Genomic DNA, 24284 nt, shown 5'->3' with positions numbered 1-24284 from the left:
GATGCGTATTGTGCTGGTTTTCTCCATGGTGGCCTTGCTGCTGATAGGCGGTCGCCTGTTTTTCGTGCAGTCGCTGAATGCCTCGGCGGTCGCCGCGGTGGCCGTGGACAAACGCACGCGTGTCCAGGAAACGATCCCCAAGCGTGGGCAGATCGTGGATTCAAAGGGCAGGATCCTAGCGACAAGCGTTGACCGGTACGACCTGGTCATCGACCAGCGCAAGGTCGAACCGGAAAAGACCATTGCCCGCAAAAAGCTTGACGGCAGCTCGGGCGGCGAAAGAGTCACGGTCGAGCAGGCCGTCAATGAGCTGGCGGTAATCCTGGGCCAGGATGTGGACGTAGTCCGCACAGCGGTCGTGGGTGCCCCCGGTGCCAAGCCGAACGCGAACTCGGTGGTCGCCAAGGGCGTCACCCCCGAGGTGCGCAACGCAGCGATGGAATTGCGGATCCGCACGCTCACGGGGCTGTTGCGCAGCGAGCGGCAGTACCCCAACGGGGTGATCGCCGGCCCGTTGCTCGGATTCGTCAAGAACACCGAGGACCAGACCGCGCTCGAAGGCGCCGAAGGCCTTGAACTCAGCCAGGAGAAGCGTCTCAAGGGAACGCCCGGCAGCAAGACCTATGAGATCGGCGCCGACGGGGTCCGCATCCCCATGGCCGGCATGTCGGAGGTTCCCGAGGTTGACGGACAAGACGTCAAACTCACTACTGACACGGACATACAGTTCATCGCGCAGGAAGAAGCCCGGAAGAAGCAGCAGCAGTTCAACGCCGAATGGGTCTCCATTGTCGTCCAGGAGATCAAGACGGGCCGACTGATCGCCATCGGCGACTCCAACCCGTTGGACCCCAACGACCCAAGTGCCACCGATGCGGAATTCCGGACCTCCGCCTCGATCACCCAGGCCTTTGAGCCGGGATCCACGGGAAAGGTCCCTACCTTTGCCGCTGCCGTTGAAGAGGGCGTCATCAAGGGAACGGATGCGTTCAAGGTCCCCAATTCCTACAAGGTGAACAACGAAGTCATCAACGACTCCTTGAAGCACCCGACCTACGACATGACCGCGGCCGGAATCTTCGCGCGTTCCTACAACACCGGAACGGTGATGGTGGGACAGAAGCTGAGCAATGAAACGCGCTACAACTACATGAAGAAGCTCGGCCTCGGCCAGCCCATCGACGTCGGTATCTCCGGGGCCAGCAAGGGCATCCTGGCCCCGTGGCAGGACTGGGAACGACGCCAGCAGTACACCACCATGTTCGGACAGGGCTACACGCAGACGGCGCTGCACACCGCCCAGATCTTCCAGACCGTAGCCAACGGCGGGGTTCAGGTGGAACCGAAACTCATCGATTCCTACATCAACCCCGACGGATCCGTAGAGAAGACCCCCGAGTCCAAGTCCAAGCGCGTCTTCTCGCAAAACACCAGTAAAGAGATGCTGCGTTTGATGGAGACGGTCGTCCTTGAAGGCACCGGCACTAAGATGGGTGTGTCCGGTTATCGTGTTGGCGGAAAGTCCGGCACGGCCCAGGCCGCCGGTCCCTCCGGAAAATACGATGGCTACACCAACTCTTTCGCGGGTGTGGCACCGCTGGAAGACCCGCAATTCGTTGTGGTCGTCACCATGCACCGTCCGAAGGGAGACTGGAAAACCTGGAGTGTCGGTGACGCCTTCAGCGAGGTCATGAGCAAAACATTGAACGCCTACAACGTTCCGCCGAGCAATTCGAAGCCCAACGGGTACGACGTGTTCATCGGATCCGAACAAAAGAAATCTTGGTAATGCCTGAAGTCCTCACCCCCCGTGCCGCAGAACAGCTTCTGCGGCCGCACCGCAAGTCAGCCACGGCCCTGGGCGCCATGCTCGAATACCTCCACGAAACCGGCCGGGGAGCGAACATCATAGGTGACGGGCAACGGCAGGTCACCGGCATCTGCCTGGATTCCCGAGCAGTGCTGCCCGGCGACCTTTACGTGGCAGCGCCGGGCGCAAAGTTCCACGGCGCCCAGTTCGCCGCCGCTGCAATGCAAGCCGGCGCGGCGGCGATCCTCACCGACATGGAGGGCGAAGCCACTGCCTCGGCGCTCGGCCTGCCGATGGTTTTGGTCCAGGACGTACGGGAAGTGGTCGGCGAACTCTCGGCGCTCATCTACGGAACCGACGTGAACTGCCCCGAGCTGTTCGCTCTGACCGGAACCAACGGCAAGACCACCACCACCTACATGATCCGCTCCGTTTTGCGCGCCCTGGGCCGCGAAACCGGTCTGGTGGGCACCATCGAGATCGCTGCGGGCGATACGCCGATCCCCAGCATCCTCACCACGCCGGAGGCTCCGCAGCTGCATGGCCTGATGGCCCGCATGGGCGAAATGGGCGTCAACGCGGCGGCCATGGAAGTTTCCTCGCATTCGCTGTCCTACAAGCGCGTCGACGGCCTGCGCTTCGCGGTGGCCGGGTTCACCAACCTGACCCAGGACCACCTGGACCTGCACGGGTCGATGGAGGACTACTTCGAGACCAAGGCCGCCCTCTTCGACCTTGAACGCAGCGACCGCGCAGTGATCACCATCGACGATCGGTGGGGCGTTGCCATGGCCGAGCAGGCCACGGCCGCCGTGTGGACGCTGGCCTCGGATGCCGCCAACGTCGACGCCGACTGGGTCATCACCAACATCGCCCCGTTGGGCCTGGGGCACAGCTTCGAACTCCACGGCCCCAAATCGCAGGTGCTGCGCCTGAACACGGGCCTGCCGGGGGACTTCAACGTCTCCAACGCGGCATTGGCCGTGCTCATGGTGCTTGCCTCCGACGTGCCGCTGGCCGAGCTGCAGGCTGCGCTGGACGCCTCGAACCCGCTCACCGTCGAGGTGCCCGGACGCATGCAGGTCATCGCCGAGCGGCCCGCGGCGATTGTTGATTTTGCCCACAATGCGGACGCCCTGGCGCGCGCGCTGGGCTCCGTTCGTTCACCGGTTCCCGGTTCCCGCGTGATTGTGGTCTTCGGGGCCACGGGGGAGCGCGACGCAACCAAGCGGCCGATCATGGGTGCCGTGGCCGCGACCCACGCCGACGTCGTGATTGTCACAGACGACGATCCCCATGGCGAGGAAGCAGCACCCATCCGTGCGGCGATCTTGGCCGGTGCCCGCGGCGAAATCGCCGCCAAGGGGCTGTCCAGCCAGGCGCTCGAGGTCTACCCTCGGGCCGAGGCGATTGCCGCTGCGGTGGCCATGGCAACGGAAGACGACACCATTTTGGTGGCCGGCCGCGGGCACGAGGTCTTCCAGGAAGTCATGGGCATCAACCTGGAACTCGACGACCGCGAAGAGCTTCGCCGGGCACTGCTGCTCAACGGATTCCGTCCGCTGGGCCAAGGCGCCGATTCCTTTGATTCCAAGGACGAAGGGTAAAGTCCTACCTGTCATGATTGATCTTCTTTCCGCCGAAATCGCCGAAATCACGGGCGGGCGACTCACTTCCACGGCCTCTGCCGACCACCAGGTCCGCGGGGTCACCACCGACTCGCGAGAGTGCAACGAGGGTTGGCTCTTTGTGGCCAAACCCGGCGAAGCCTCCGACGGCCACCACTTTGTGCAGGCCGCGATGGACCGCGGTGCGCTGCTGGCCCTGGCCGAGCGCGAAACCACCGCGCCCGACGGCTCGGTGCACCCGGCCGTCATCGTGCCCGATGCCGTCATCGCCATGGGCCAAATCGCCGCGGCCATCGTCGCCCGGCTCAAGGAACGCAACGGCCTGCGGGTCGTCGGCATCACCGGTTCCGCGGGCAAGACCACGACGAAGGACCTACTGGCCGAACTGCTGGCCACCGCCGGTCCCACCGTGGCGCCGGTCGGTTCCTACAATGGCGAGGTCGGCGTTCCGCTGACGGTTTTCCGCGCCACCGAGGACACCAGGTTCCTCGTGGTCGAGATGGGCGCCACCGGCGTGGGGCACATCAACTACTTGACCGATCTGGTCCACCCCGAGGTCGGGGTGGTGCTGGGCGTCGGTTCGGCACACGCCGGCGAGTTCGGCGGCGTCGAGAACATCGCGATCGCCAAGGGCGAGATGGTCGAATCCCTGCCCGCCGACGGCCTCGCCGTGCTGAACCTTGACGATCCGCTGGTCGCCGCCATGGCTTTGCGCACGATCGCGCCGGTGTTGAACTTCGGTGTGCAGCGCAACGCGGATGCGACCGCCGTGGGCGTGTGGGCACGCGATGCGGAGGTCGACGCCAACGGGCATCCGGTCTTCACGCTGGTGCTGCGCGACGGGTCGCAATTCCCCGTGCGCTCGGGCCTGATCGGACGCCACCACATCACCAACATCCTTGCCGCGGCCGCCGTTGCCGAGTACCTCGGCGTCGAGGGCGCGCAGATCGCCGCAACGCTGCAGGGCCTCGGCCCTGCCAGCCGCTGGCGCATGGAACGCACCGAACGTGCCGACGGCGTGAGCATCATCAACGATGCCTACAACGCCAACCCGGATTCGATGCGTGCCGCCCTCGTCACCCTCGCCGAACTCGGCCTGCCCAACGAGTCGGGCGTCGCTCGCCGGACTTGGGCCGTGCTGGGTGAAATGCTCGAACTCGGCAGCGACTCGATCCACGAGCACGACCTGCTGGGCCGCGCGGCGGTCCGCATGAACATCAAGAAGCTGCTGGTTGTGGGGCGCGGCGCCAAGGCCGCCTACAACTCGGCGGTCCTCGAGGGCAGCTGGGGCGACGAGGCGTACTTCGCCGAAGACGCCGACGCCGCCGCCGAGATCCTCAACGACAACCTGCTCCCGGGCGACATCGTGCTTTTCAAGTCGTCAAACGGTTCCGGACTGCGCCACCTGGGCGACCAGATCGCAGAAACCAACAACGGTGTCCGCACCGCAAAGGAGGGCTCGGCGCAGTGATTGCCCTAATCATGGGAGCCGGCATTTCCCTGGTCTTTACCATGGCCACGATGCCCATTTTCATCCGCTTGCTGACCAAGAAGCAGTACGGACAGGTGGTCCGCGACGACGGGCCGACCAGCCACGCCATCAAGTCGGGCACCCCGACCATGGGCGGCGTCATCATCGTGCTGGCCGTGATCCTGAGCTACTTCCTCACGCACGGCATCCTGACCCTCATGGGGCGGGCCACCTCCGGCGTCACGGCCAGCGGCCTGCTGGCGCTGCTGCTCTTCGCGGGCATGGGCCTGGTCGGCTTCCTTGACGACTTCATCAAGATCGCCAAGAAGCGCTCGCTGGGCCTGCGCGCCTGGGAAAAGATCGTGCTGCAGGCGGCCGTCGGCATCGGCTTCGCCGTGCTCGCGCTGAACTTCCCCAACCAGAACGGGCTGACCCCCGCGTCGACCGCGATTTCCTTCGTGCGCGACACCAACATCGACCTGGCCTTCGCCGGGCCGCTGGCGGGCCTGATCCTGTTTGTACTCTGGTCCAACCTGATCGTCACCGGCACCACCAACGGCGTGAACCTCACCGACGGGCTCGACGGCCTGGCCGCCGGCGCCTCCATCATGGTCTTCGGCGCCTACACGCTGATCGGCATCTGGCAGAACAACCAGGCCTGCGGGCTGCCGGGATCCGGCAACGTCTGCTACACGGTGCGCGACCCCATGGACCTGGCGCTGCTCGGCGCGATCCTCTGCGGTGCCCTGATCGGCTTCCTGTGGTGGAACGCCAAGCCCGCGAAGATCTTCATGGGCGACACCGGTTCGCTGGCCATCGGCGGGGCCGTGGCAGCGTTCGCGATCCTTTCCCGCACCGAGCTGCTGCTGGTCGTGCTGGCCGGCCTGTTCGTGATGATCGCGCTGTCGGTCATCATCCAGGTCGGCTTCTTCAAGCTCTCCGGCGGCAAGCGCGTCTTCAAGATGGCGCCGCTGCAGCACCACTTCGAGCTCTCCGGCTGGGCCGAGGAGAACGTCGTGGTCCGCTTCTGGATCCTCGGCGGGCTCTTTGTCGCCGCGGGCATGGGCATCTTCTATTCCGAATGGGTCGTGGGACTGTGACAATGGCCGATCTTTCCAAGCTGACCCGCTGGGAATCGGACTGGGCCGGGCTGCGCGTCGTCGTGGCCGGCCTGGGCCTTTCCGGTTTCTCCGCCGCCGACACCCTGATCGAACTCGGCGCCCACGTGGTGGTCGTCGACGGGGCCGACACCGAGGTGAACCGTTCGCGTGCCGACACCCTGAAGATCGTCGGGGCAACCGACGTGCTGCTGGGCGCCGCGCACACCGACACGCTTCCGCGCATCAATGGCGAGGCCCCGCAGCTGGTCATCGCCTCGCCCGGGTGGAACCCGCGCCAGCCGATGCTTGCCGCGGCCGCCGAGGCGGGCATCGAGATCTGGGGCGACGTCGAACTCGCCTGGCGCGTGCGCACCAAGGAGGGCCGCAAGCTCGCCGAGTGGGTAGTCATCACCGGGACCAACGGCAAGACCACCACGGTGGGCATGACCGAGTCGATCTTCAAGGCCGCGGGCCTGCGCGCCATCGCCGCGGGCAACGTGGGAACCCCGATCCTTGACGCGATCCGCGACCCCGAGGGCTTCGACGTGATCGCCCTGGAGCTCTCCAGCTTCCAGCTGCACTTCACCCACACCATCTCCCCGTTGGCCTCCGTGGTGCTGAACATCGCCGAGGACCACGTGGACTGGCACGGCGGGTTCGAGAACTACAAGGCCGACAAGGCCAAGATCTACGAGCGCACCCGCGTGGCCGCGATCTACAACGCCGATGAGCGCGTGATCGAGGCCATGGTCGAAAACGCGGACGTCATCGAGGGTTGCCGTGCCGTCGGCTTCACCACGGGCGTGCCGTCGCTGAGCATGGTCGGAGTGGTCGAGGACCTGTTGGTCGACCGCGCGTTCATCGAGGACCGCCGCAACTCGGCGGCCGAGCTCGTGCCCTTGGACCAGATCGGCGAGGTCGTCCCGCGGCACACCGCCGCCAACGCCGCGGCCGCCGCGGCGCTGGCCCGCGCCTACGGCGTGGAACCCGCGGCCGTGGCGCTGGGGCTGAGCAACTTCGATGCGGGGGACCACCGCATCCAGGCCGTGGCACGGCGCGACGACGTGCTGTGGATCAACGATTCAAAGGCGACGAACCCGCACGCCGCCGGCGCCTCGCTGGGCGCCTTCGGCTCCGTGGTGTGGATCGCCGGCGGGCTTTCCAAGGGCGTTGATTACAACGACCTGGTGAAAGCCCATGCCAAGCGGCTCAAGGCCGTGGTGGTGATCGGAACCGACACCGCGAAGCTCGTTGAGGCATTGGAACGACACGCGCCGCAGGTGCCGGTGATCATGACCGCCGTGCGCGAAACTGGAGAAGAGGCAACCGGATCGGCCCACGGCTGGGCCGTGATGGCCGAGGCCGTGAACCAGGCTGCGGCGATCGCCGAGGCCGGAGACACGGTGCTCATGGCACCGGCGGCGGCCTCGATGGACCAGTTCTCCTCCTATGCACAGCGGGGCAACGCGTTTATCGACGCGGTTCGCGCCCTCATGGGAGAAGACACCAAGTAGTAAGGAGCAGTCGTGAGCGGCAAAACACAGGCCCCGCGCGGCAAGGGCGGCGCCGGAAAAGCGGTCAAGCCCGGCCGGGGCCGTGAACCGCGCGGACTAGCCAAATTGTTTTCGAGGCTCGAAGACCCGTCGCTGCGCGGCGCCCAGATCAACTACTACGTAGTCCTGGGCAGCACGCTGGCGCTGACCCTCCTGGGCCTGATCATGGTGCTTTCCTCCTCCTCGGTGGAGGCCATCGCCCGGAACAAGTCGCCCTTCGACGACTTCAGCAAGCAGGCCATGTGGGCCGTTTTCGGCCTGTTGTGCATGGGCGCGTTGCAGCTGCTGCCCACCGACAAGCTCAAGGTGCTGGCCTGGCCGGCATTGGGGATCGCCACGGTCCTGCTGATGATGGTGCTTGTCTTCGGCGAGGAAATCTACGGCAACAAGAACTGGCTCATCATCGGCGGCTTCTCCGTGCAGCCCTCCGAGTTCGCGAAGGCCGCCATGGCGCTGTGGGGCGCGGCGGTCGTTGAACGCAAGGCACACCTGATGGGCCAGTGGAAGCACGCGGTGGTGCCGCTCCTGGCGCCGTTCGGCGGACTCATGCTCCTGCTGGTGATGATCGGCAAGGACCTGGGCACCGCCATGGTGCTGGCGCTGATCCTGGTGGTGGTGATGTTCGTCGGCGGCGCGCCCGCCAAGATCTTCGGCATCGGCGCGGGCGTGGCGGCCGTCGGCCTGGCCATTGCAGTGGCCGTGGCCCCTACCCGTTTGGGGCGCGTCACCGCCTGGCTCTTCGGCTGCGCCGCCGATGCCCAGGACTATTGCTACCAGGCCGAACAGGGGATCTACGCACTGGCTTCCGGCGGCTGGCTGGGCGTGGGCCTGGGCCAATCACGGCAAAAGTGGTCGCACATCCCCGAGGCCCAGAACGACTTCATCTTCGCAGTGCTCGGCGAGGAAATGGGCCTGCTCGGTACGCTCTTCGTGGTGCTGCTGTACACCATGCTGGCCGTGGCCATGTTCCGCATTGCCGTGCGCTCGGAAACGCTCTTCGGGCGGGTGGCCGTCAGCGGCATCATGGCCTGGATCGTCGGCCAGGCGTTCGTGAACATCGGCATGGTCATCGGGTTGCTCCCGGTCATCGGCGTGCCGCTGCCGTTCATTTCCTCCGGCGGCTCGGCCCTGCTGGCCACGTTCCTGGGCATCGGCGTCGTGCTGTCCTTTGCCCGCGAACAACGCATGGGCAAGCAGGGCCGGGCGACACCGGGCACGCTCCCGGGGCTCATGGCCAAGCTCCGCGGCACCAAGGCCAACTAACCACATCGCTTGCGCCCGCCACCGTTTCCACGGGCCCCCGGGGCCTGTCGCGGGGCGCGGCGCCAAAGCTTGAGAACCGAAAGTAGTGCAAGGCATAGATGACTGAAGACTTACGCGTGGTGATTGCCGGCGGCGGCACCGCCGGACACGTTTCCCCGATGATTGCGATTGCCGACGCCATGCGCCGGATGGCACCCGGCACCGAGATCACCGCGGTCGGCACCGACAGCGGTTTGGAGACCAGGCTGGTCCCGGAGGCGGGCTACGAGCTGCGCACCATCGCCAAGGTCCCGATGCCCAGGCGCCCGTCCATGGACCTGCTGAAGCTCCCCTTCCGTTTCTCCGCCGCCATCAAGGCCGCCGGCAGGATCCTCGATGACGCGGGTGCACAGGCGGTGCTGGGCGTCGGCGGCTACGTTTGCACCCCCGTCTACCTGGCGGCCAGGAAGCGCAGGCTGCCGATCTTCGTGCACGAGGCCAACGCGCGCGCCGGCCTGGCGAACAAGGTCGGGGCGAGGTACGCGCAGGGTGTCGGTGCGGCCTTCGGCGGCACCGGGCTTCCTGGCGCCAAGGTCGTCGGCATGCCGATGCGCGGCAACATCGCCACGATGGACCGAGCCGCCCTGCGCGAGGGCGCCCGCGAGGCCCTTGGCCTTGCCCCCGGCGTCCCGGCGCTGGTGGTGACCGGGGGCTCCTCCGGCGCGGCGTCGGTGAACGCCGCGATCGCCGGGAGCCTTGCCGACCTGTCCGCGGCCGGGATCCAGGTCCTTCACATCACCGGGCGCGACAAGGTCGTTCTGGACGGGGAGGGCAACCCGCTGGCGGCCCCGGGCTACCGCCAGGTCGAATACGTCGACTCCATGGACCAGGCCTACGCCGCCGCGGACTTGATGGTTGCCCGCTCGGGCGCCGGAACTGTGTGCGAGCTTGCCGTCGCGGGCACCCCCGCGGTGCTCGTCCCGTTGCCGATCGGCAACGGCGAACAGCGGTTGAACGCCGCGGACCTGGTCGCCGCCGGCGGCGCGCTGCTGGTCGCGGATGCCGATTTCACCCCGGAATACGTCGCCACCACGGTGATTCCGCTGCTGCTGGACAACGCCGCGCTGGAGCGGATGGGCAAGGCCGCCTCCAGCCAGGGACGCAGCGATGCGGCCGAGGTCATGGCGGCAATGATTCTTGACTCACTGGGACGCCAAACCCCTCCGCGCCCCGCCGTCATGGGAAGCTAGTCACATGCAGGAATTACATACTCTCGACCAACTCGGCAAAGTCCACCTGATGGGCATCGGCGGCGTGGGGGTCTCGGCGGTTGCCAGGCTCATGCTGGCCCGCGGACTGACGGTCTCCGGAACCGACGCCAAGGAACTTCCGGTGCTCGACGACCTCCGCGAGGCCGGGGCGCGCATCCACGTCGGCTACGCGGCCGAAAACCTGGGCGATGCCGACACCGTGGTGATCTCCTCGATCATCAAGGCCGGCAACCCGGAATACGACGAGGCCGTCTCGCGCGGCCTGCGGATCCTGCACCGCTCCCAGGGACTGGCCGCGACCATGGAGGGCCACCACGTCATCACCGTGGCCGGCACCCATGGCAAGACCACAACCACGTCGCTGATCGCCTTCATGCTGCGCGAGGCGGGGATTTCCCCGACCTTTGCGATCGGCGCCAACATCGCCAGCCTCGGCTTCAACGCCGAGTACGGTGCCGGACGGGTCTTTGTCGCCGAGGCCGACGAATCCGACGCCTCGTTCATGAACTACCAGCCCGACGTCGTGGTGATCACCAACATCGAGGCAGACCACCTTGACCACTACGGCTCGGTCGAGGCGGTCCACCAGTCGTTCCACGCCTTCGCCTCGCTGCTGCCCGCCGACGGCCTGCTCATCTGCTGCGCCGACGACGAGGGCTCCCGGGCCCTGGCCGCCCGCATGCGCCGCGAGCGCCCGGACCTGCGCGTGCAGACGTACGGCTTCTCCGAGGACGCCGACCGCCGCCTGCTCGATGCGCATCCGCGGGACAACCGTTTTGCCTGCACCCTGGAATGGGGCAGCGGCCAGGAAACCGACCTGGAAATCGCGCTTCCGGGCAACCACAACCTGCTCAACGCCGCCGCCGCCTTCGCGGTGGGGCTGGATTGCGGGTTGGACCCGGAAGCCGCAGTCGAGGGCCTGGGCGCCTTCACCGGCGCCGCGCGGCGCTTCGACTTCCGCGGCGAGGCCGGCGGCGTGCGGGTCTACGACGACTACGCCCACCACCCGACCGAGGTCCTGGCTGCCCTGCGTGCCGCCCGCGCCGTCGCGGGAACCGGTGCCGTCCACGTGCTTTTCCAGCCTCACCTGTTCAGCCGCACCAACGAGTTCCACCGCGAGTTCGGCCAAGCGCTTTCGCTGGCCGACACCGCGTACGTGCTCGAGATCTACCCGGCACGCGAAACCCCGATCCCGGGCGTGACAAGTGAACTTGTCACCAAGGAACTGGACACCGCCGGTGGCTTGGTTTCCACGGGGCAGGCCGCCTCGGTGGTTGCCGCATGCGCCAAGCCGGGCGATGTCATCATGACGATCGGCGCCGGGGACGTCACCGAGCAGGGGAGCGCGATCCTGGCGGAATTGCGCACGCGCCTGGGTAGCTGATGGTCGCCAAGCCCAAGCGTGCCGGCGGGTCCAATGTCGTGGACCTGCCGCCCGACCCCCGGCTGCGCACCCGAAGGCGCTGGATCATCGGCATCTCGGTTGTCGCTGCCGTGGTCGTTGCGCTGGTGCTGGTGCTGAGCTTCTCGCCGATCCTGGCCATCAAGAACATCCAGGTCGAGGGAAACTCGCTGGTGAAGGAAAAGGACCTCCAACAGGCGTTGGAGCCGCTGCACGGGGTGCCACTGGCGCGCGTGGGCACCGGCCGGGTCATGGACCTGCTCGGCGGGCAGCCGGCGGTCAAGGACGCGATCGTGCAGGCCGAGGTTCCCGACACCCTGAGAATCCAGATCATTGAGCACCATCCGGTGGCGGTCCTGAAGGACGGCTCGAAGCGCTCGTTGGTGGGTGCCGACGGCCGGGTTCTGGCGGTGCTGGGGGAGAAGGACAAGCCCAAGCTTCCCACGGTTCGATCCAGTGCCGTGATTAACAACCCCAAGGTGTTTTCGACGCTTACCCAAGTTCTTTCGGAACTACCGGATACACTATTGGCGGCTGTGGATCACGCAACGGCCACGAGCAAGGACTTCATTGAGCTAAAGCTCAAGGACGACACCTTGGTAATCTGGGGTAACGACCAGGACTCCGCGCTGAAAAGCAAGGTCCTCGAGGCTCTTTTAGGGGCCCCGAAGGATGAGGAGTCATCGATCAAGGTGTACGACATTTCCAGCCCGCAACACCCGGTGGCCCGGTAACGGTCCGCCAAACGTGTAAAACACAGAAAATTCAACGACTTTGGGGCGACACGCGGCCTTGGTTGTTGCATGTGCGAACCACGAACCATAGCGTTTTAACAGCGGTTGCTTGACATAACTATAACCTTCCAGTTGAGGGTTAACGTTGGTCCGGTTGAGCTTCCTCGGTCAGCAGCACATCGAACAAGGGAATCAGGACGTGGCAGCTCCACAGAACTACCTCGCCGTCATCAAGGTCGTCGGCATCGGCGGTGGTGGCGTCAACGCCGTCAACCGCATGATCGAAGTTGGCCTGCGAGGCGTCGAATTTATTGCAATCAACACTGATGCGCAGGCACTGCTCATGAGTGATGCAGACGTCAAGCTCGACGTTGGACGCGAACTCACGCGTGGACTTGGCGCAGGCGCCAACCCCGATGTGGGACGCCAGGCGGCCGAAGACCACGGCGAGGAAATTGAAGAAGTACTCCGCGGCGCGGACATGGTCTTCGTGACCGCAGGCGAGGGTGGTGGCACCGGCACCGGTGGCGCGCCCGTCATCGCCCGCATCGCTCGCGGCCTCGGCGCACTGACCATTGGTGTTGTCACCCGTCCGTTCACCTTCGAAGGCCGCCGCCGTGCGAACTCCGCCGAAGCCGGCATCGAAGCACTGCGCGACGAAGTCGACACCCTGATCGTGATCCCGAACGACCGTTTGCTCTCGATCTCGGACCGCAACGTTTCGGTGCTTGACGCTTTCCGCCAGGCCGACCAGGTGCTGCTTTCCGGCGTCCAGGGTATCACCGACCTGATCACCACCCCCGGCCTGATCAACCTTGACTTCGCCGACGTGAAGTCGGTCATGCAGGGTGCGGGTTCGGCCCTCATGGGCATCGGTTCGGCTCGTGGGGAGGACCGTGCCGTCAAGGCCGCGGAACTCGCCATCGCCTCGCCGCTGCTTGAGGCGTCGATCGACGGTGCCCACGGCGTCTTGCTCTCCATCCAGGGCGGATCGGACCTGGGCCTCTTCGAAATCAACGAGGCAGCCCGCCTCGTGCAGGAAGTGGCCCACCCGGAGGCGAACATCATCTTCGGCGCCGTCATTGACGACGCCCTGGGTGACGAAGCCCGCGTCACCGTCATCGCCGCAGGCTTCGACCAGGTGGACGTGACCAGCGCGCCTCAGGCCGCACTGCCGGCCCGCACGGTCCCGGCTGCCCCTGCAGCGGCTCCGCAGGCTCCTTTTGTTGCACCGGTGCGCGAGGAAGTTCGCGCAGCAGTGGCAACGGTGGAGCCCGCATTCGAGGAACTCCCAGCCATCGTCGAGCCGGACCTTTCGGCCACCAACGATGACCTGGATGTCCCGGATTTCCTGAAGTAAAAAGCAAATCACCTGATGGGGGAGTTGCCCGGTCCTATGTTGCGTTACCAATCCGCATTGGCTCCAAGCCTGCAAATTGCTTTCACTTCAATGGAACAGGGCAACCTCGCATTCCATGTTCCGGATGATCGTGACGCCGTGCTGCTGCGGCGTCGCGGTCTGGAACAAGGCCTGGGTCTGGGTGGAACACGTTTCACCTACATGGACCAGGTCCACTCGGCGGATGTCGTTACCGTCGCGGGAGCGCCGGTTCCCTCAAACACCGCCACCTGCGATGCGCTGGTATCGCCACATGCCCTCGAGCCATTGGCCGTCATGGTCGCCGACTGTGTCCCCGTAGTTTTCACCGGCACCTCCGCGTCGGGCGCGATCAGCGCGGTGGCACACGCCGGACGTCGCGGCCTGCTGGATGGGATACTGTCCAACACGGTGGCGCGGATGGAATCCCACGGCGCCACGAGTTTGGAAGCGTGGATCGGACCGTCAATCTGCGGTTCCTGCTACGAAGTCCCACAGCAAATGGCCGAAGAGTCCGAAAGCCTGCGCCCCGGCATTGCCTGTGCGACCCGTTGGGGCAGCACCGGCCTTGACCTGCCGGGCGAGGCCTGCCGGGAGCTTGAATCGCTCGGGGTCATGGTGACGGAAAGCGGTGTTTGCACTTTCGAAAACGAAGACTACTTCTCCTACCGGCAAAACCCGGACACCGGCCGGTTGGCCGGTCTGGTTTGGTCAGGCACGTAGGAATTCCCGCAAGATCCAGCTCCTTGGGGCTGGCCGAAGTCAGCACGGAGTTGTTGTGGCGGCGAAAGCCACATTGCGACACACCGACGCGAAGTATCCGATGTGCTCGGGCACCGCCGAATGGTGCGGTAGCGTCGAATTAGCGGAGAGACTTGCGGCCGGCAAAGCCGACCGCACGATTAAAAGGAGAAGACCATGGCTGGCGCACTGCGCAAGACAATGATCTACCTCGGACTCGCCGAAGGCGACGAGAACTTCGAGACGGAGCAGCGTGACATCGAAGCGCGTGAAGAAGTTCGCGTAGTTGAGCCTCTTCACGAGGAACCGGTTGCCGTCCAGCCTGCTCCGGCGGCACCAGTTGCCCCGCGACCTGTCATTGAAAACGAATACCGGGCTCCGGTAACACCCATCAAGCGCGCGCCTTCAGCTCGGGACGAGGACGATTCATTGCGTCAGATCACTACGGTTCACCCACGTTCATACAATGATGCAAAAATCATTGGCGAGAACTTCCGTGACGGCATCCCTGTCATCATGAATGTCACGGACATGGGTGAAGCCGATGCCAAGAGACTTGTTGATTTCTCGGCCGGGCTTGTTTTTGCGATGCACGGGAGCATCGAGCGGGTCACCAACAAGGTGTTCCTGCTCTCACCTTCCACCGTCGAGGTTTTGGGTGAGGACAAGAAGCAGTCCGAAGACCAAGCCACGTTCTTCAACCAGAGCTAGCGGCAAAGGTTCGTATACAACGTGGAGCTTATCTTCGCACTGCTCTATATAGTGCTTACCGTGTTGCAAGTCATGCTCTTGCTGCGCATCGTGCTGGACATCACTGAATCATTTGCCCGCTCCTGGCGCCCTCGAGGGCTGGCCCTGGTGGCGGTTTCGATGATCGCCCGGACCACGGATCCACCCATGCGCTGGCTCCGGTCCCGCGTGAAGCCGCTCGATATCGGGGGAATCCGCCTGGATCTGGCGTTCATAATATTGTTCCTTGTCGTCATTTTTCTGAAATTGGCCGTCGGTTCTTTGGGTCGAATGGCGGCTGTGGGTTAATGCTTCAATTGAAGCTGAAGTAGGCCGCGACAAGTGGCAACTAATGAGAATTCCTGCTGGAATGTTCGTTAGATTTAGTCATTAGTGGTTCAGTCGTTATAGTGTTGACGCGTTAGGCACAACGACTGCGCCGGTTAGCGTGTCAATAAACGGTAAGTGTACTCGGGCCGCACATCAGCGGTTCGGGGAGAGAACCAAGTATCGAGGTGACCAGATGGCTCTCACGCCAGAAGATGTAGTCAACAAACGATTCCAGCCAACTAAGTTCCGCGAAGGCTACGATCAGGATGAAGTTGACGATTTCCTAGACGAGATCGTTGTCGAACTACGTCGTCTGACGCAGGAGAACGATGAACTGCGTCGCCGCCTGAGCGAAGCCGGCGTTACCGACGGCGACCTGGCTGTGCCAGCTCCCGTTGCAGCGGCGCCCGCCGCCAAGGCAGCCGAAGCCGACAAGGCCAAGGCAAAGGAAGCAGAAGCGAAGAAGGAAGAAACCCGCGCTGCCGAGGCCCCGAAGGCCGCCGAGCCGGCAAAGGTTGTGGCAGCAGCTCCTGCAGCTCCGTCTTCCGCCACAACGGCGGAATCAGCCGCCGGCGTTCTCGCCATGGCACAGCGCCTGCACGACGAGTACGTGTCGGCCGGTGTTGAACAGCGTGACAAGATCATTGCCGAGGCCCAGGTCGAGGCCAACAGCCTTGTATCCGACGCCGAGGAGAAGAGCCGTAAGACACTTTCCGCCCTGGAACAGCAGAAGACTGTTCTTGAGCGCAAGGTTGAGCAACTGCGCGGCTTCGAGCGTGACTACCGTGCACGTCTGAAGACCTACATTGAGGGTCAGCTGCGCGACCTTGAGGCCAAGGGCTCCATGGATTCTGCCGATTCCAAGGACAACGGCTAACCTGCCAATCCCTGCCTCACATATTGATGGCTTAAGATTGTTGGCGGTCGGGATATCCCGACCGCCAACAATGCGTTAAAGGACATAATGGAAAACAGTTCCGTACCACCAGCGCCACAGGATTCGAGAGCATCTGGAATCCTTGGTGGACCCAAGAAGCAATTGATTCTGCTGACCACCGCACTGGCAGTGATTGCCTTGGTATTGGATCAGGTCACCAAACGTATTGTTGTAAGCAACATGTATGAGGGCCAAGCGATAGATGTATTCCCGCCGCTGCTGCGTTGGTACTTCATCCGAAACTCGGGAGCCGCCTTCTCCATGGGGGAAAGCGTGACCTGGATTTTCACCATCATCCAGGCCGCGGTGCTCGTGTACGTGGCGATCTTCCTGGTGCGCAAGATCGGTTCGCTGCCCTGGGCGCTGGCACTGGGCGGCCTGATGGGCGGAGTCGCCGGCAACCTGACGGATAGGCTCTTCCGGCCACCGTCCTTTGGCCACGGCCACGTCGTGGACTTCATCGCCCTTCCAAATTTCGCGATCTTCAACGTGGCGGACATGTTCATTGTCTGCTCCATGATCGGCATTTGCCTGCTTCTTTTCACGGGCAGGGAAATCGATGGCTCGCGCGCGGCCCACGGCAAGAAGACGAAGAACCGCACCGAGGCGGAACCCGAAGCGCCGGGCAACGAATGAGCCAGGGGCGAGAAGAAACATTCCTGGTCGAACCCGAGGAAGCCAATCTCCGCCTGGACGCGTTCCTGGCGGAGCGGCTTGGCGTTTCACGTTCACAGGCCGCGCTGCTTTGCACCGAAGGCAACGTCAAGGCCGGTGGCAAGATCGTTGGCAAATCGCGCAAGACCATTGCCGGGGAACAGGTCGACGTTTACCTTCCGGTTCGGCCGGACCCACTAGAAATCAGGGTAGAACTCGTGGAAGACCTAAAGATCATTGCCGACGACGATGACTACGTCGTCATCGACAAGCCCGTTGGTGTCGCCGCGCACCCGTCCCCGGGCTGGGTCGGGCCCACCGTCGTCGGTGCCCTGATTGCCGCAGGATACCGGATTTCCACCTCGGGATCCGCCGAACGCCAAGGCATTGTGCACCGGCTCGACGTCGGGACCAGCGGCCTGATGGTCGTGGCGAAAACCGAGCGGGCATATACCGCGCTGAAGCGAGCGTTCAAGGAACGCACCCCCAAGAAGGTCTACCACGCAGTGGTCCAGGGGCTGCCCGAACCACTGCAGGGCACGATCGATGCGCCGCTGGGCCGCCACCCCGGCCACGACTGGAAGTTTGCCGTCCTTGAAGAAGGCCGCGACTCCGTCACGCACTACAAGGTCCTTGAGGCCTTCGGCCGGGCCTCGCTCGTTGAGGTGACACTCGAAACGGGCCGGACCCACCAAATCCGCGTGCACTTCAGTGCCTTCCGCCACCCGTGTGTCGGAGACCAGACCTATGGCGCAGACCCGAAGCTGGCCGCGGGCCTCGGGCTGACCCGCCAGTGGCTGCACGCGCAAACGCTTGGCTTCTTCCACCCGGTTTCGGGTGAATGGGTCGAGTACAGCAGCGACTACCCGATGGACCTGAACAACGCGCTGGAAATGTTGCGGGACGGCGAATTCTAGGTCGTTTTGAGTGGCACCTGTTGAAGACAACAGGTGCCACTTTTCACATCCCCGGCAAGACGCCAGCGGCAGCCAACAAGAGCGCCTAGACTGGATCGGTGGCTAGCTCTAATCGCGATGGATTCGTACACCTTCACACGCACACCGAATACTCAATGCTTGACGGTGCTGCACGTCTGACAGAACTCTTTGAAGAGACCAACCGGCTTGGGATGACCGCACTGGCAACCACCGACCACGGTTATCTCTTCGGTGCCTTCGACTTCTGGAACAAGGCAACCCAGGCCGGCATCAAGCCGATCATCGGCATCGAGGCCTATGTGACCCCAGGTACCGCACGCGACGACAAGACGCGTGTCAAGTGGCGCACCGACGAAAGCCAGAAGCGCGACGACGTCTCCGGCGGTGGCCTCTACACGCACATGACATTGCTGAGCTACAACAACACCGGCATGAAGAACCTCTTCAAGGCCTCATCGATCGCCTCCCTCGATTCGGTGTTCGGCAAGTACCCGCGCCTGGACCGCGACCTGCTCAACACCTACCACGAGGGCATCATTGCCACGACAGGGTGCCCCTCCGGCGAAATCCAGACCAAGCTCCGCCTCGGCCAGTACAACGAGGCCAAGGCCGCCGCCGCAGAGTTTCAGGACCTGTTCGGCAAGGAAAACTACTTCTGCGAATTCATGGACCACGGGCTGGACATCGAGCGCCGCGTCACCCAGGACCTGTTGCGCCTGGCCAAGGAATTGAACATCCCGAGGGTTGCCACCAACGATCTGCATTACACCCACGAGCACGATGCCAAGGCCCACGAGGCCCTGCTGGCCATCAACTCCGGTTCCACCCTCGATGAGCCGACGTATGACCAGGGCGGTTCACGCTTCGCCTTCTCGGGGTCCGGCTACTACCTCAAGAGCCCGGCCGAGATGCGCCACCTCTTCCGCGAGATGCCCGATGCCTGTGACAACACCCTGCTGATCGCCGAACGCGCAGAAGTCTCCTTTGACACCAGCGCCAACTACATGCCGCGCTTCCCCTGCCCGGAGGGCGAGGACGAAACCAGCTGGCTGATCAAGGAAGTCGACAAGGGGATGCACTACCGCTACCCCAACGGCGTCCCGGAGGCTTCGCGCAAGCAGGCGGACTTCGAACTCGACGTCATCATCAAGATGGGCTTCCCCGGCTACTTCCTGGTCGTTGCCGACTTCATCAACTGGTCCAAGGACAACGGCATTCGCGTTGGACCCGGCCGTGGTTCGGGTGCAGGTTCCATGGTTGCCTACGCCATGCGCATCACCGACCTCGACCCGCTGGTCCACGGGCTGATCTTCGAACGCTTCCTGAACCCGGAACGTGTCTCCATGCCCGACTTCGACGTCGACTTCGATGATCGTCGCCGCTCGGAGGTCATCAGGTACGTGACCGAAAAGTATGGCGACGAACGCGTGTCGATGATCGTGACCTACGGGTCCATCAAGACCAAGCAGGCGCTGAAGGACTCCTCGCGCGTGCTGGGCTACCCCTTCTCCATGGGCGAATCGTTGACCAAGGCGCTGCCGCCCGCCGTCATGGCCAAGGACATCCCGCTCAACGACATCGAGGACCCCAAGTCCAAGCGCTACTCCGAGGCCGGGGACTTCCGCCAGCTGGTCGCCACCGACCCCGAGGCCGCGCGCGTCTTCGAGACCGCCAAGGGCATCGAGGGGCTGAAGCGCCAATGGGGCGTGCACGCCGCCGGCGTCATCATGAGCTCGGACCCGATCATCGACGTCATCCCGATCATGCGCCGCATCCAGGACGGCCAGGTCATCACCCAGTTCGACTACCCAACCTGTGAAGGCCTTGGGCTGATCAAGATGGACTTCCTGGGGTTGCGAAACCTCACCATCATTTCCGATGCCCTGGAAAACATGAAGGCGAACCAGGATGTAGACCTGGACCTTGAACGCCTGGAACTCGACGACGCCGGCGCCTACGAGTTGATGGCCCGCGGCGACACGCTCGGCGTGTTCCAGCTCGACGGCGGGCCCATGCGCTCGCTGCTCAAGCTCATGCGCCCGGACAACTTCGAAGACATTTCCGCGGTGCTCGCGCTTTACCGCCCAGGCCCGATGGGCGCGAACTCGCACAACAACTACGCGTTGCGCAAGAACAAGCTCCAGGAAGAAACACCGATCCACCCGACCCTGGAGGAACCGCTGCGGGAGATCCTGGGCGGGACCTACGGTCTGATCGTGTACCAGGAGCAGGTCATGTCCATCGCGCAGAAGCTGGCCGGCTTCTCGCTGGGCCAGGCAGACATCCTGCGCCGCGCCATGGGCAAGAAGAAGAAATCCGAGCTGGACAAGCAGTTCGCCGGCTTCTCCCAGGGCATGATCGACAACGGGTTCACGATGGAGGCCGTGAAGGCCCTCTGGGACATCCTGCTTCCGTTCTCCGACTACGCCTTCAACAAGGCGCACTCGGCAGCCTACGGCGTCATCTCCTACTGGACCGCGTACCTCAAGGCCCACTACCCGTCCGAGTACATGGCGGCGCTGCTGACCTCCGTGGCCGACGACAAGGACAAGACGGCCATGTACCTGAACGAATGCCGCCACATGGGCATCACCGTTCTGGCACCGGACGTGAACGAATCGGCGCTGAACTTCACCCCTGTGGGCAAGGACATCCGCTTCGGCATGGGCGCCATCCGCAACGTCGGCGCCAACGTCATCAACGCCATGGTCGAGGCCCGCAAGGAAAAGGGCAACTTCGAGAACTTCTCGGACTTCCTGCAAAAGGTCCCGGCGGTGGTCTGCAACAAGCGCACCATCGAATCGCTGATCAAGGCGGGCGCCTTCGACTCCATGGGACACGCCCGCCGAGCTCTGGTGGCGATCCACGAAGAGGCCGTCGACTCGGTCATCGCGGTCAAGCGCAACGAGGCGGCCAACCAGTTCGACCTCTTCAGTGCGTTCGACGACCCGTCGGTCGCATCGGGCATGACGGTCTCCGTGCCGGACATGCCGGACTGGGAAAAGAAGGACAAGCTCGCCTTCGAACGCGACATGCTCGGACTCTACGTCTCGGACCACCCGCTCAAGGGCCTGGGCGGTTTGTTGGAGCAGAACGCCGACATGTCCGTCACCCAGGTGCTCTCGGACGACGGCCCGCAGGACGGGCACACCGTCACGATCTGCGGCATGATCACCTCGCTGCAGCGCAGGATCGCCAAGAAGTCGGGCAACCCGTACGCCCGCTGCGAGATCGAGGACCTGTCGGGTTCCATGGAGACAATGTTCTTCGGCAACGCCTACGCGCCGATCGCCAACGTGCTGGCCGAGGACCTGATCGTTGTGGTCAAGGGGCGTGTGCAGAAACGCGACGACGGCTCGATCACGCTCAACGCCCAGGAACTCACGGTTCCCGAGATCCGAGAAGACGGGGAAAGCGGACCCGTGGTGATCTCGATGGCCGCGCACAAGGCCACCGAGGACGTGGTGTCGGCGCTTGGCGACGTGCTGCGCGTGCACCAGGGGACCACCGAGGTGCGTGTGAAGCTGCACGGCAGCCGCGGCACCTCGCTGATGCGCCTGGGCATGGAGTACCGCGTCAACCCCAACTCCGCGCTCTTCGGCGACCTGAAGGTGCTGCTCGGCCCGACCTGCCTGGACGGCTAAGGCCAAGCTGACGAATTAGCGGTATGCGGAAGGCGCCCGAGTGCTCCCCAACTTGTGGGGGACTACTCGGGCGCCTTCGCGTATGCCGGAGCCAGAGCGGGGTAGTAGTCGTCCCACTTGACCGATTCGACGTCTCCGCCCGCCAGGTGCACGAGCAACCGTTGCAGGTAGTACTCCCAACCCGGCCCGATGGTGCTGGGGTCATCCGACGGCCCGAGGTCATGGATGAACGTGATCTTCTTCGTTCCCGGCCGGCGCGAAAGGCCCAGGCCAAGATGCCATGCCCCTTGTTCGGTCTCGACAGTCACGAGGAAGTTGTATGGAGGCCTGCAGTGCTGGATGTTCACGCTCCCGGCCGCCGTTTCCAACCCCTCCTCGAGGAACGCGAACCGCAGGTCGCTGCTGTCCGCGTTCCCGCGCAGGATCCCCACCCAGGAACGGAGGCCCTCGGCGGTGGTGGAGGCTTCCCAGATGTCACGGATGTCGTACTCCGCATCGAGCTCGATGACGATGCGCCGGCCACCAGAGGGGAACCAAAACCCGACGCCGCCATGGGCCTGTGTCATGGGCTTGCCCTCCTGCGGGTGGTTGGTGAAATTGTGTAGGTCCAGGGCAGGAGACGGTCCCCGTGGAAGGACGTGACCTATTCGGACGCCCTCGTGTAGGCCGGAGCCAGGGCAGGGTAATAGTCGTCCCACTTGACCGATTCGACGTCGCCGCCCTCCAGCGAAACAATCGCCCGCTGGACGTAGTATTCCCAACCCGGCCCGATGGTGCTCGGATCGTCGGTCAGGCCGAGGTCCTGGATGAAGCGAATCGTGCTCACCCCGTCCTGCCTGGACAATTCGAGCCCGAGGTTCCACGCGCCGTATTCGCTGTCCGTGGTGAAGGACAGTTCGTGCGGTGCCCTGCAACGATGGATCCGCAGGTTCGCGGGCGAAGCCTCCTGCCCGCCCTCGACCATGGAAAATTGAAGGTCGCCCGCCTCGCGGGTTCCGCGAAGGACCCCCACCCAGGGCTCGAGGCCCTCGGGTGTGGTGAATGCGTCCCAGATTTCCTCCAGGCCGAACCCGACCTCGCGTTCGATCACGATGCGCAATCCGGTCGGTGATGCCTCGAAGCCGCCATGTGGCTGTGGCATGGGGTTTCCCTTCTGATGTGTATGTTCATGCTAGGTGCAGACTATGGCACCGGGATGCGCCGGGGGAAGCGCGCCCGAACGCGGGAGTGTCGTTTCGATTGTTAAGGGGGCGGCTACGCACTTTTCATGGCGCCGGCTCGCCGACCCTATAAACTGGTGCAGTGACTAGCAACGCCAGCCCCCAGACCTTTTCCGCGCTCCAAGACCTTGATCTGCGGGGTGCCGCATTGGACCATGCGAGCCTCAAGGCGGTGCTGCCGCGGCCCGAGCTGAATTTCGCCACGGCCGCCGAGGCCGTCGAAGGCATCATCGCCCGCGTCCGTGCCGAGGGGTTCGTCGCCCTGCGCGAGCTGGCGGAACGCTTCGACGGCGTCACCCAGACCCACACCCGCGTGCCGGCCGAGGCCATGGTTCGTGCCCTCGTGGAACTGGACCCGGAGGTCCGCGCGGGGCTTGAGGAATCCATCGCCCGCGCCCGCGCCTTCGCCGCGGAACAGGTGCCGGGGAGCAGCGAAGTCCGCTACGCCACCGGCGCGACGGTGACCCAGCGCTGGGTTCCGGTGCGCCGCGTGGGCCTGTATGTGCCCGGCGGCCTGGCCGTCTACCCCAGCTCCGTGATCATGAATGCGGTCCCCGCCCTGGCCGCGGGCGTCGGCTCGCTGGCCATCGCCTCGCCGCCGCAGAAGGAATTCGGCGGACTGCCGCACCCCACTATCTTGGCCGCCGCGCAGCTGCTTGGCGTGGAGGAGGTCCACGCCATGGGCGGGGCCCAGGCGATCGCGGCCCTTGCCTACGGCGTGCCGGTTGCCGAGGGTGAAGACGCTACATTGGCGATCGAGCCGGTCGACGTTGTCACCGGACCCGGGAACCTCTTTGTCGCAACCGCCAAGCGACTGGTCAAGGGCGTTGTCGGAATCGACGCCGAGGCGGGCCCCACCGAAATCGCGATCCTGGCCGATGCCACGGCCAACGCCGGCTACATTGCCGCCGACATGATCTCCCAGGCCGAGCATGACCCGAACGCCGCGGCCGTGCTGGTCACCGATTCCCCGGAACTGGCACAATCCGTGCGCGAGGCACTGGAAACCCGGTGCAACACCACCAAGCACTCCGAACGGGTGCGGGTTGCCCTGGGCGGAAACCAGTCGGCAGTGATCCTTGTCGACGACCTGGAATCCGGCATCGCCGTGTGCAACGTCTACGCCGCCGAACACCTGGAAATCCACACGATGGACGCCGCTGGCGTTGCCGAGCGCATCACCGCTGCCGGTGCCGTCTTTGTCGGTTCGCACTCACCGGTGAGCCTCGGGGATTACTGCGCCGGGTCCAACCACGTGCTGCCGACCAGCGGAACCGCGGCATTCGCCTCCGGCCTGAACGTGAACACGTTCCTGAAGGCAATCCAGGTCATCGACTACGACCGCGCCGCGTTAAGCGAGGTGGCCGGGCACGTGATTGCCCTGGCCAACGCCGAGGACCTGCCCGCGCACGGCGACGCCGTCGCAATTCGTTTCGACAACGCCTGAAAATCGTCGGCCATCAGCGCGCTAAAGTGACGCAAGCCACTACATGTGGTAATGA

General features: G+C 64.4%; 20 protein-coding genes. 18 read left to right on the top strand and 2 right to left on the bottom strand.

What is annotated here, in order from left to right:
• Position 1 precedes the first annotated feature (1 nt).
• From JOF47_RS10630 to dnaE, 17 genes are all read left to right on the top strand, one after another.
• Entirely contained in the window at positions 2-1789 is a 1788-nt protein-coding gene (locus JOF47_RS10630; RefSeq protein ID WP_209997546.1) for a peptidoglycan D,D-transpeptidase FtsI family protein, read from the top strand.
• Positions 1789-3417: a UDP-N-acetylmuramoyl-L-alanyl-D-glutamate--2,6-diaminopimelate ligase gene (locus tag JOF47_RS10625; RefSeq protein ID WP_209997545.1), complete on the top strand. Its 1629-nt coding sequence runs from the start codon at positions 1789-1791 to the stop codon at positions 3415-3417. Before JOF47_RS10630 ends, JOF47_RS10625 begins: the two co-directional genes overlap by 1 nt.
• A gap of 13 nt (positions 3418-3430) precedes the next feature.
• Positions 3431-4909, top strand: coding sequence for a UDP-N-acetylmuramoyl-tripeptide--D-alanyl-D-alanine ligase (locus JOF47_RS10620; RefSeq protein WP_209997544.1), 1479 nt, complete (start codon positions 3431-3433; stop codon positions 4907-4909).
• Positions 4906-6009 (top strand): phospho-N-acetylmuramoyl-pentapeptide-transferase, encoded by a 1104-nt coding sequence (gene mraY / locus JOF47_RS10615; protein WP_209997543.1) that lies wholly within the window; start codon positions 4906-4908, stop codon positions 6007-6009. Before JOF47_RS10620 ends, mraY begins: the two co-directional genes overlap by 4 nt.
• Positions 6010-6011: 2 nt before the next feature.
• Positions 6012-7523: a UDP-N-acetylmuramoyl-L-alanine--D-glutamate ligase gene (gene murD / locus JOF47_RS10610; protein ID WP_245356339.1), complete on the top strand. Its 1512-nt coding sequence runs from the start codon at positions 6012-6014 to the stop codon at positions 7521-7523.
• A 12-nt stretch (positions 7524-7535) separates the two neighbouring features.
• Positions 7536-8825 carry a putative lipid II flippase FtsW gene (ftsW, locus tag JOF47_RS10605; protein ID WP_209997541.1) on the top strand — a complete coding sequence of 430 codons (1290 nt, stop codon included), beginning with the start codon at positions 7536-7538 and terminating at the stop codon, positions 8823-8825.
• Between the two features lie 98 nt (positions 8826-8923).
• Positions 8924-10054, top strand: a complete 1131-nt coding sequence (gene murG, locus JOF47_RS10600) for an undecaprenyldiphospho-muramoylpentapeptide beta-N-acetylglucosaminyltransferase (RefSeq protein WP_209997540.1) — start codon at positions 8924-8926, stop codon at positions 10052-10054.
• A 4-nt stretch (positions 10055-10058) separates the two neighbouring features.
• Positions 10059-11459: a UDP-N-acetylmuramate--L-alanine ligase gene (murC, locus tag JOF47_RS10595; protein WP_209997539.1), complete on the top strand. Its 1401-nt coding sequence runs from the start codon at positions 10059-10061 to the stop codon at positions 11457-11459.
• Entirely contained in the window at positions 11459-12211 is a 753-nt protein-coding gene (locus JOF47_RS10590) for a cell division protein FtsQ/DivIB (RefSeq protein ID WP_209997538.1), read from the top strand. Before murC ends, JOF47_RS10590 begins: the two co-directional genes overlap by 1 nt.
• Positions 12212-12410: 199 nt before the next feature.
• A complete protein-coding gene (gene ftsZ, locus JOF47_RS10585) occupies positions 12411-13571 on the top strand; it encodes a cell division protein FtsZ (protein ID WP_209997537.1) in 1161 nt (386 codons plus the stop codon).
• 90 nt (positions 13572-13661) lie between these two features.
• Positions 13662-14312: a purine nucleoside phosphorylase YfiH/LACC1 family protein gene (locus JOF47_RS10580; protein ID WP_245356337.1), complete on the top strand. Its 651-nt coding sequence runs from the start codon at positions 13662-13664 to the stop codon at positions 14310-14312.
• Positions 14313-14507: 195 nt separating this feature from the next.
• Positions 14508-15041 (top strand): cell division protein SepF, encoded by a 534-nt coding sequence (locus JOF47_RS10575; protein WP_209997535.1) that lies wholly within the window; start codon positions 14508-14510, stop codon positions 15039-15041.
• 21 nt (positions 15042-15062) lie between these two features.
• Positions 15063-15368 carry a YggT family protein gene (locus JOF47_RS10570; protein ID WP_209997534.1) on the top strand — a complete coding sequence of 102 codons (306 nt, stop codon included), beginning with the start codon at positions 15063-15065 and terminating at the stop codon, positions 15366-15368.
• Between the two features lie 214 nt (positions 15369-15582).
• Positions 15583-16266 (top strand): DivIVA domain-containing protein, encoded by a 684-nt coding sequence (locus tag JOF47_RS10565; RefSeq protein WP_209997533.1) that lies wholly within the window; start codon positions 15583-15585, stop codon positions 16264-16266.
• A 165-nt stretch (positions 16267-16431) separates the two neighbouring features.
• On the top strand, positions 16432-16962 hold the full coding sequence (gene lspA / locus JOF47_RS10560) for a signal peptidase II (protein ID WP_377738797.1): 531 nt from the start codon (positions 16432-16434) through the stop codon (positions 16960-16962).
• Positions 16959-17897 carry an RluA family pseudouridine synthase gene (locus tag JOF47_RS10555; RefSeq protein WP_209997531.1) on the top strand — a complete coding sequence of 313 codons (939 nt, stop codon included), beginning with the start codon at positions 16959-16961 and terminating at the stop codon, positions 17895-17897. Before lspA ends, JOF47_RS10555 begins: the two co-directional genes overlap by 4 nt.
• A 98-nt stretch (positions 17898-17995) precedes the next feature.
• On the top strand, positions 17996-21562 hold the full coding sequence (dnaE, locus tag JOF47_RS10550; protein ID WP_209997530.1) for a DNA polymerase III subunit alpha: 3567 nt from the start codon (positions 17996-17998) through the stop codon (positions 21560-21562).
• Positions 21563-21624: 62 nt separating this feature from the next.
• Here dnaE and JOF47_RS10545 read toward each other — a convergent pair whose 3' ends face one another.
• Both JOF47_RS10545 and JOF47_RS10540 read right to left on the bottom strand, forming a co-directional pair.
• Entirely contained in the window at positions 21625-22128 is a 504-nt protein-coding gene (locus tag JOF47_RS10545; protein ID WP_209997529.1) for an SRPBCC family protein, read from the bottom strand.
• A gap of 77 nt (positions 22129-22205) precedes the next feature.
• Positions 22206-22703 carry an SRPBCC domain-containing protein gene (locus tag JOF47_RS10540; RefSeq protein WP_209997528.1) on the bottom strand — a complete coding sequence of 166 codons (498 nt, stop codon included), beginning with the start codon at positions 22701-22703 and terminating at the stop codon, positions 22206-22208.
• Between the two features lie 161 nt (positions 22704-22864).
• On the opposite strand from JOF47_RS10540, the gene hisD reads away from it, so the two are divergent.
• Complete coding sequence (hisD, locus tag JOF47_RS10535; protein ID WP_209997527.1) at positions 22865-24229, top strand: histidinol dehydrogenase; 1365 nt, start codon at positions 22865-22867, stop codon at positions 24227-24229.
• Positions 24230-24284: the final 55 nt, after the last annotated feature.

It is taken from the genome of Paeniglutamicibacter kerguelensis (genome assembly GCF_017876535.1).
GTDB classification, from domain to species: Bacteria; Actinomycetota; Actinomycetes; order Actinomycetales; family Micrococcaceae; genus Paeniglutamicibacter; species Paeniglutamicibacter kerguelensis.
The sequence above is the reverse complement of the archived record's forward strand: the minus strand, read 5'-3'. Positions and strand labels throughout refer to the sequence as shown.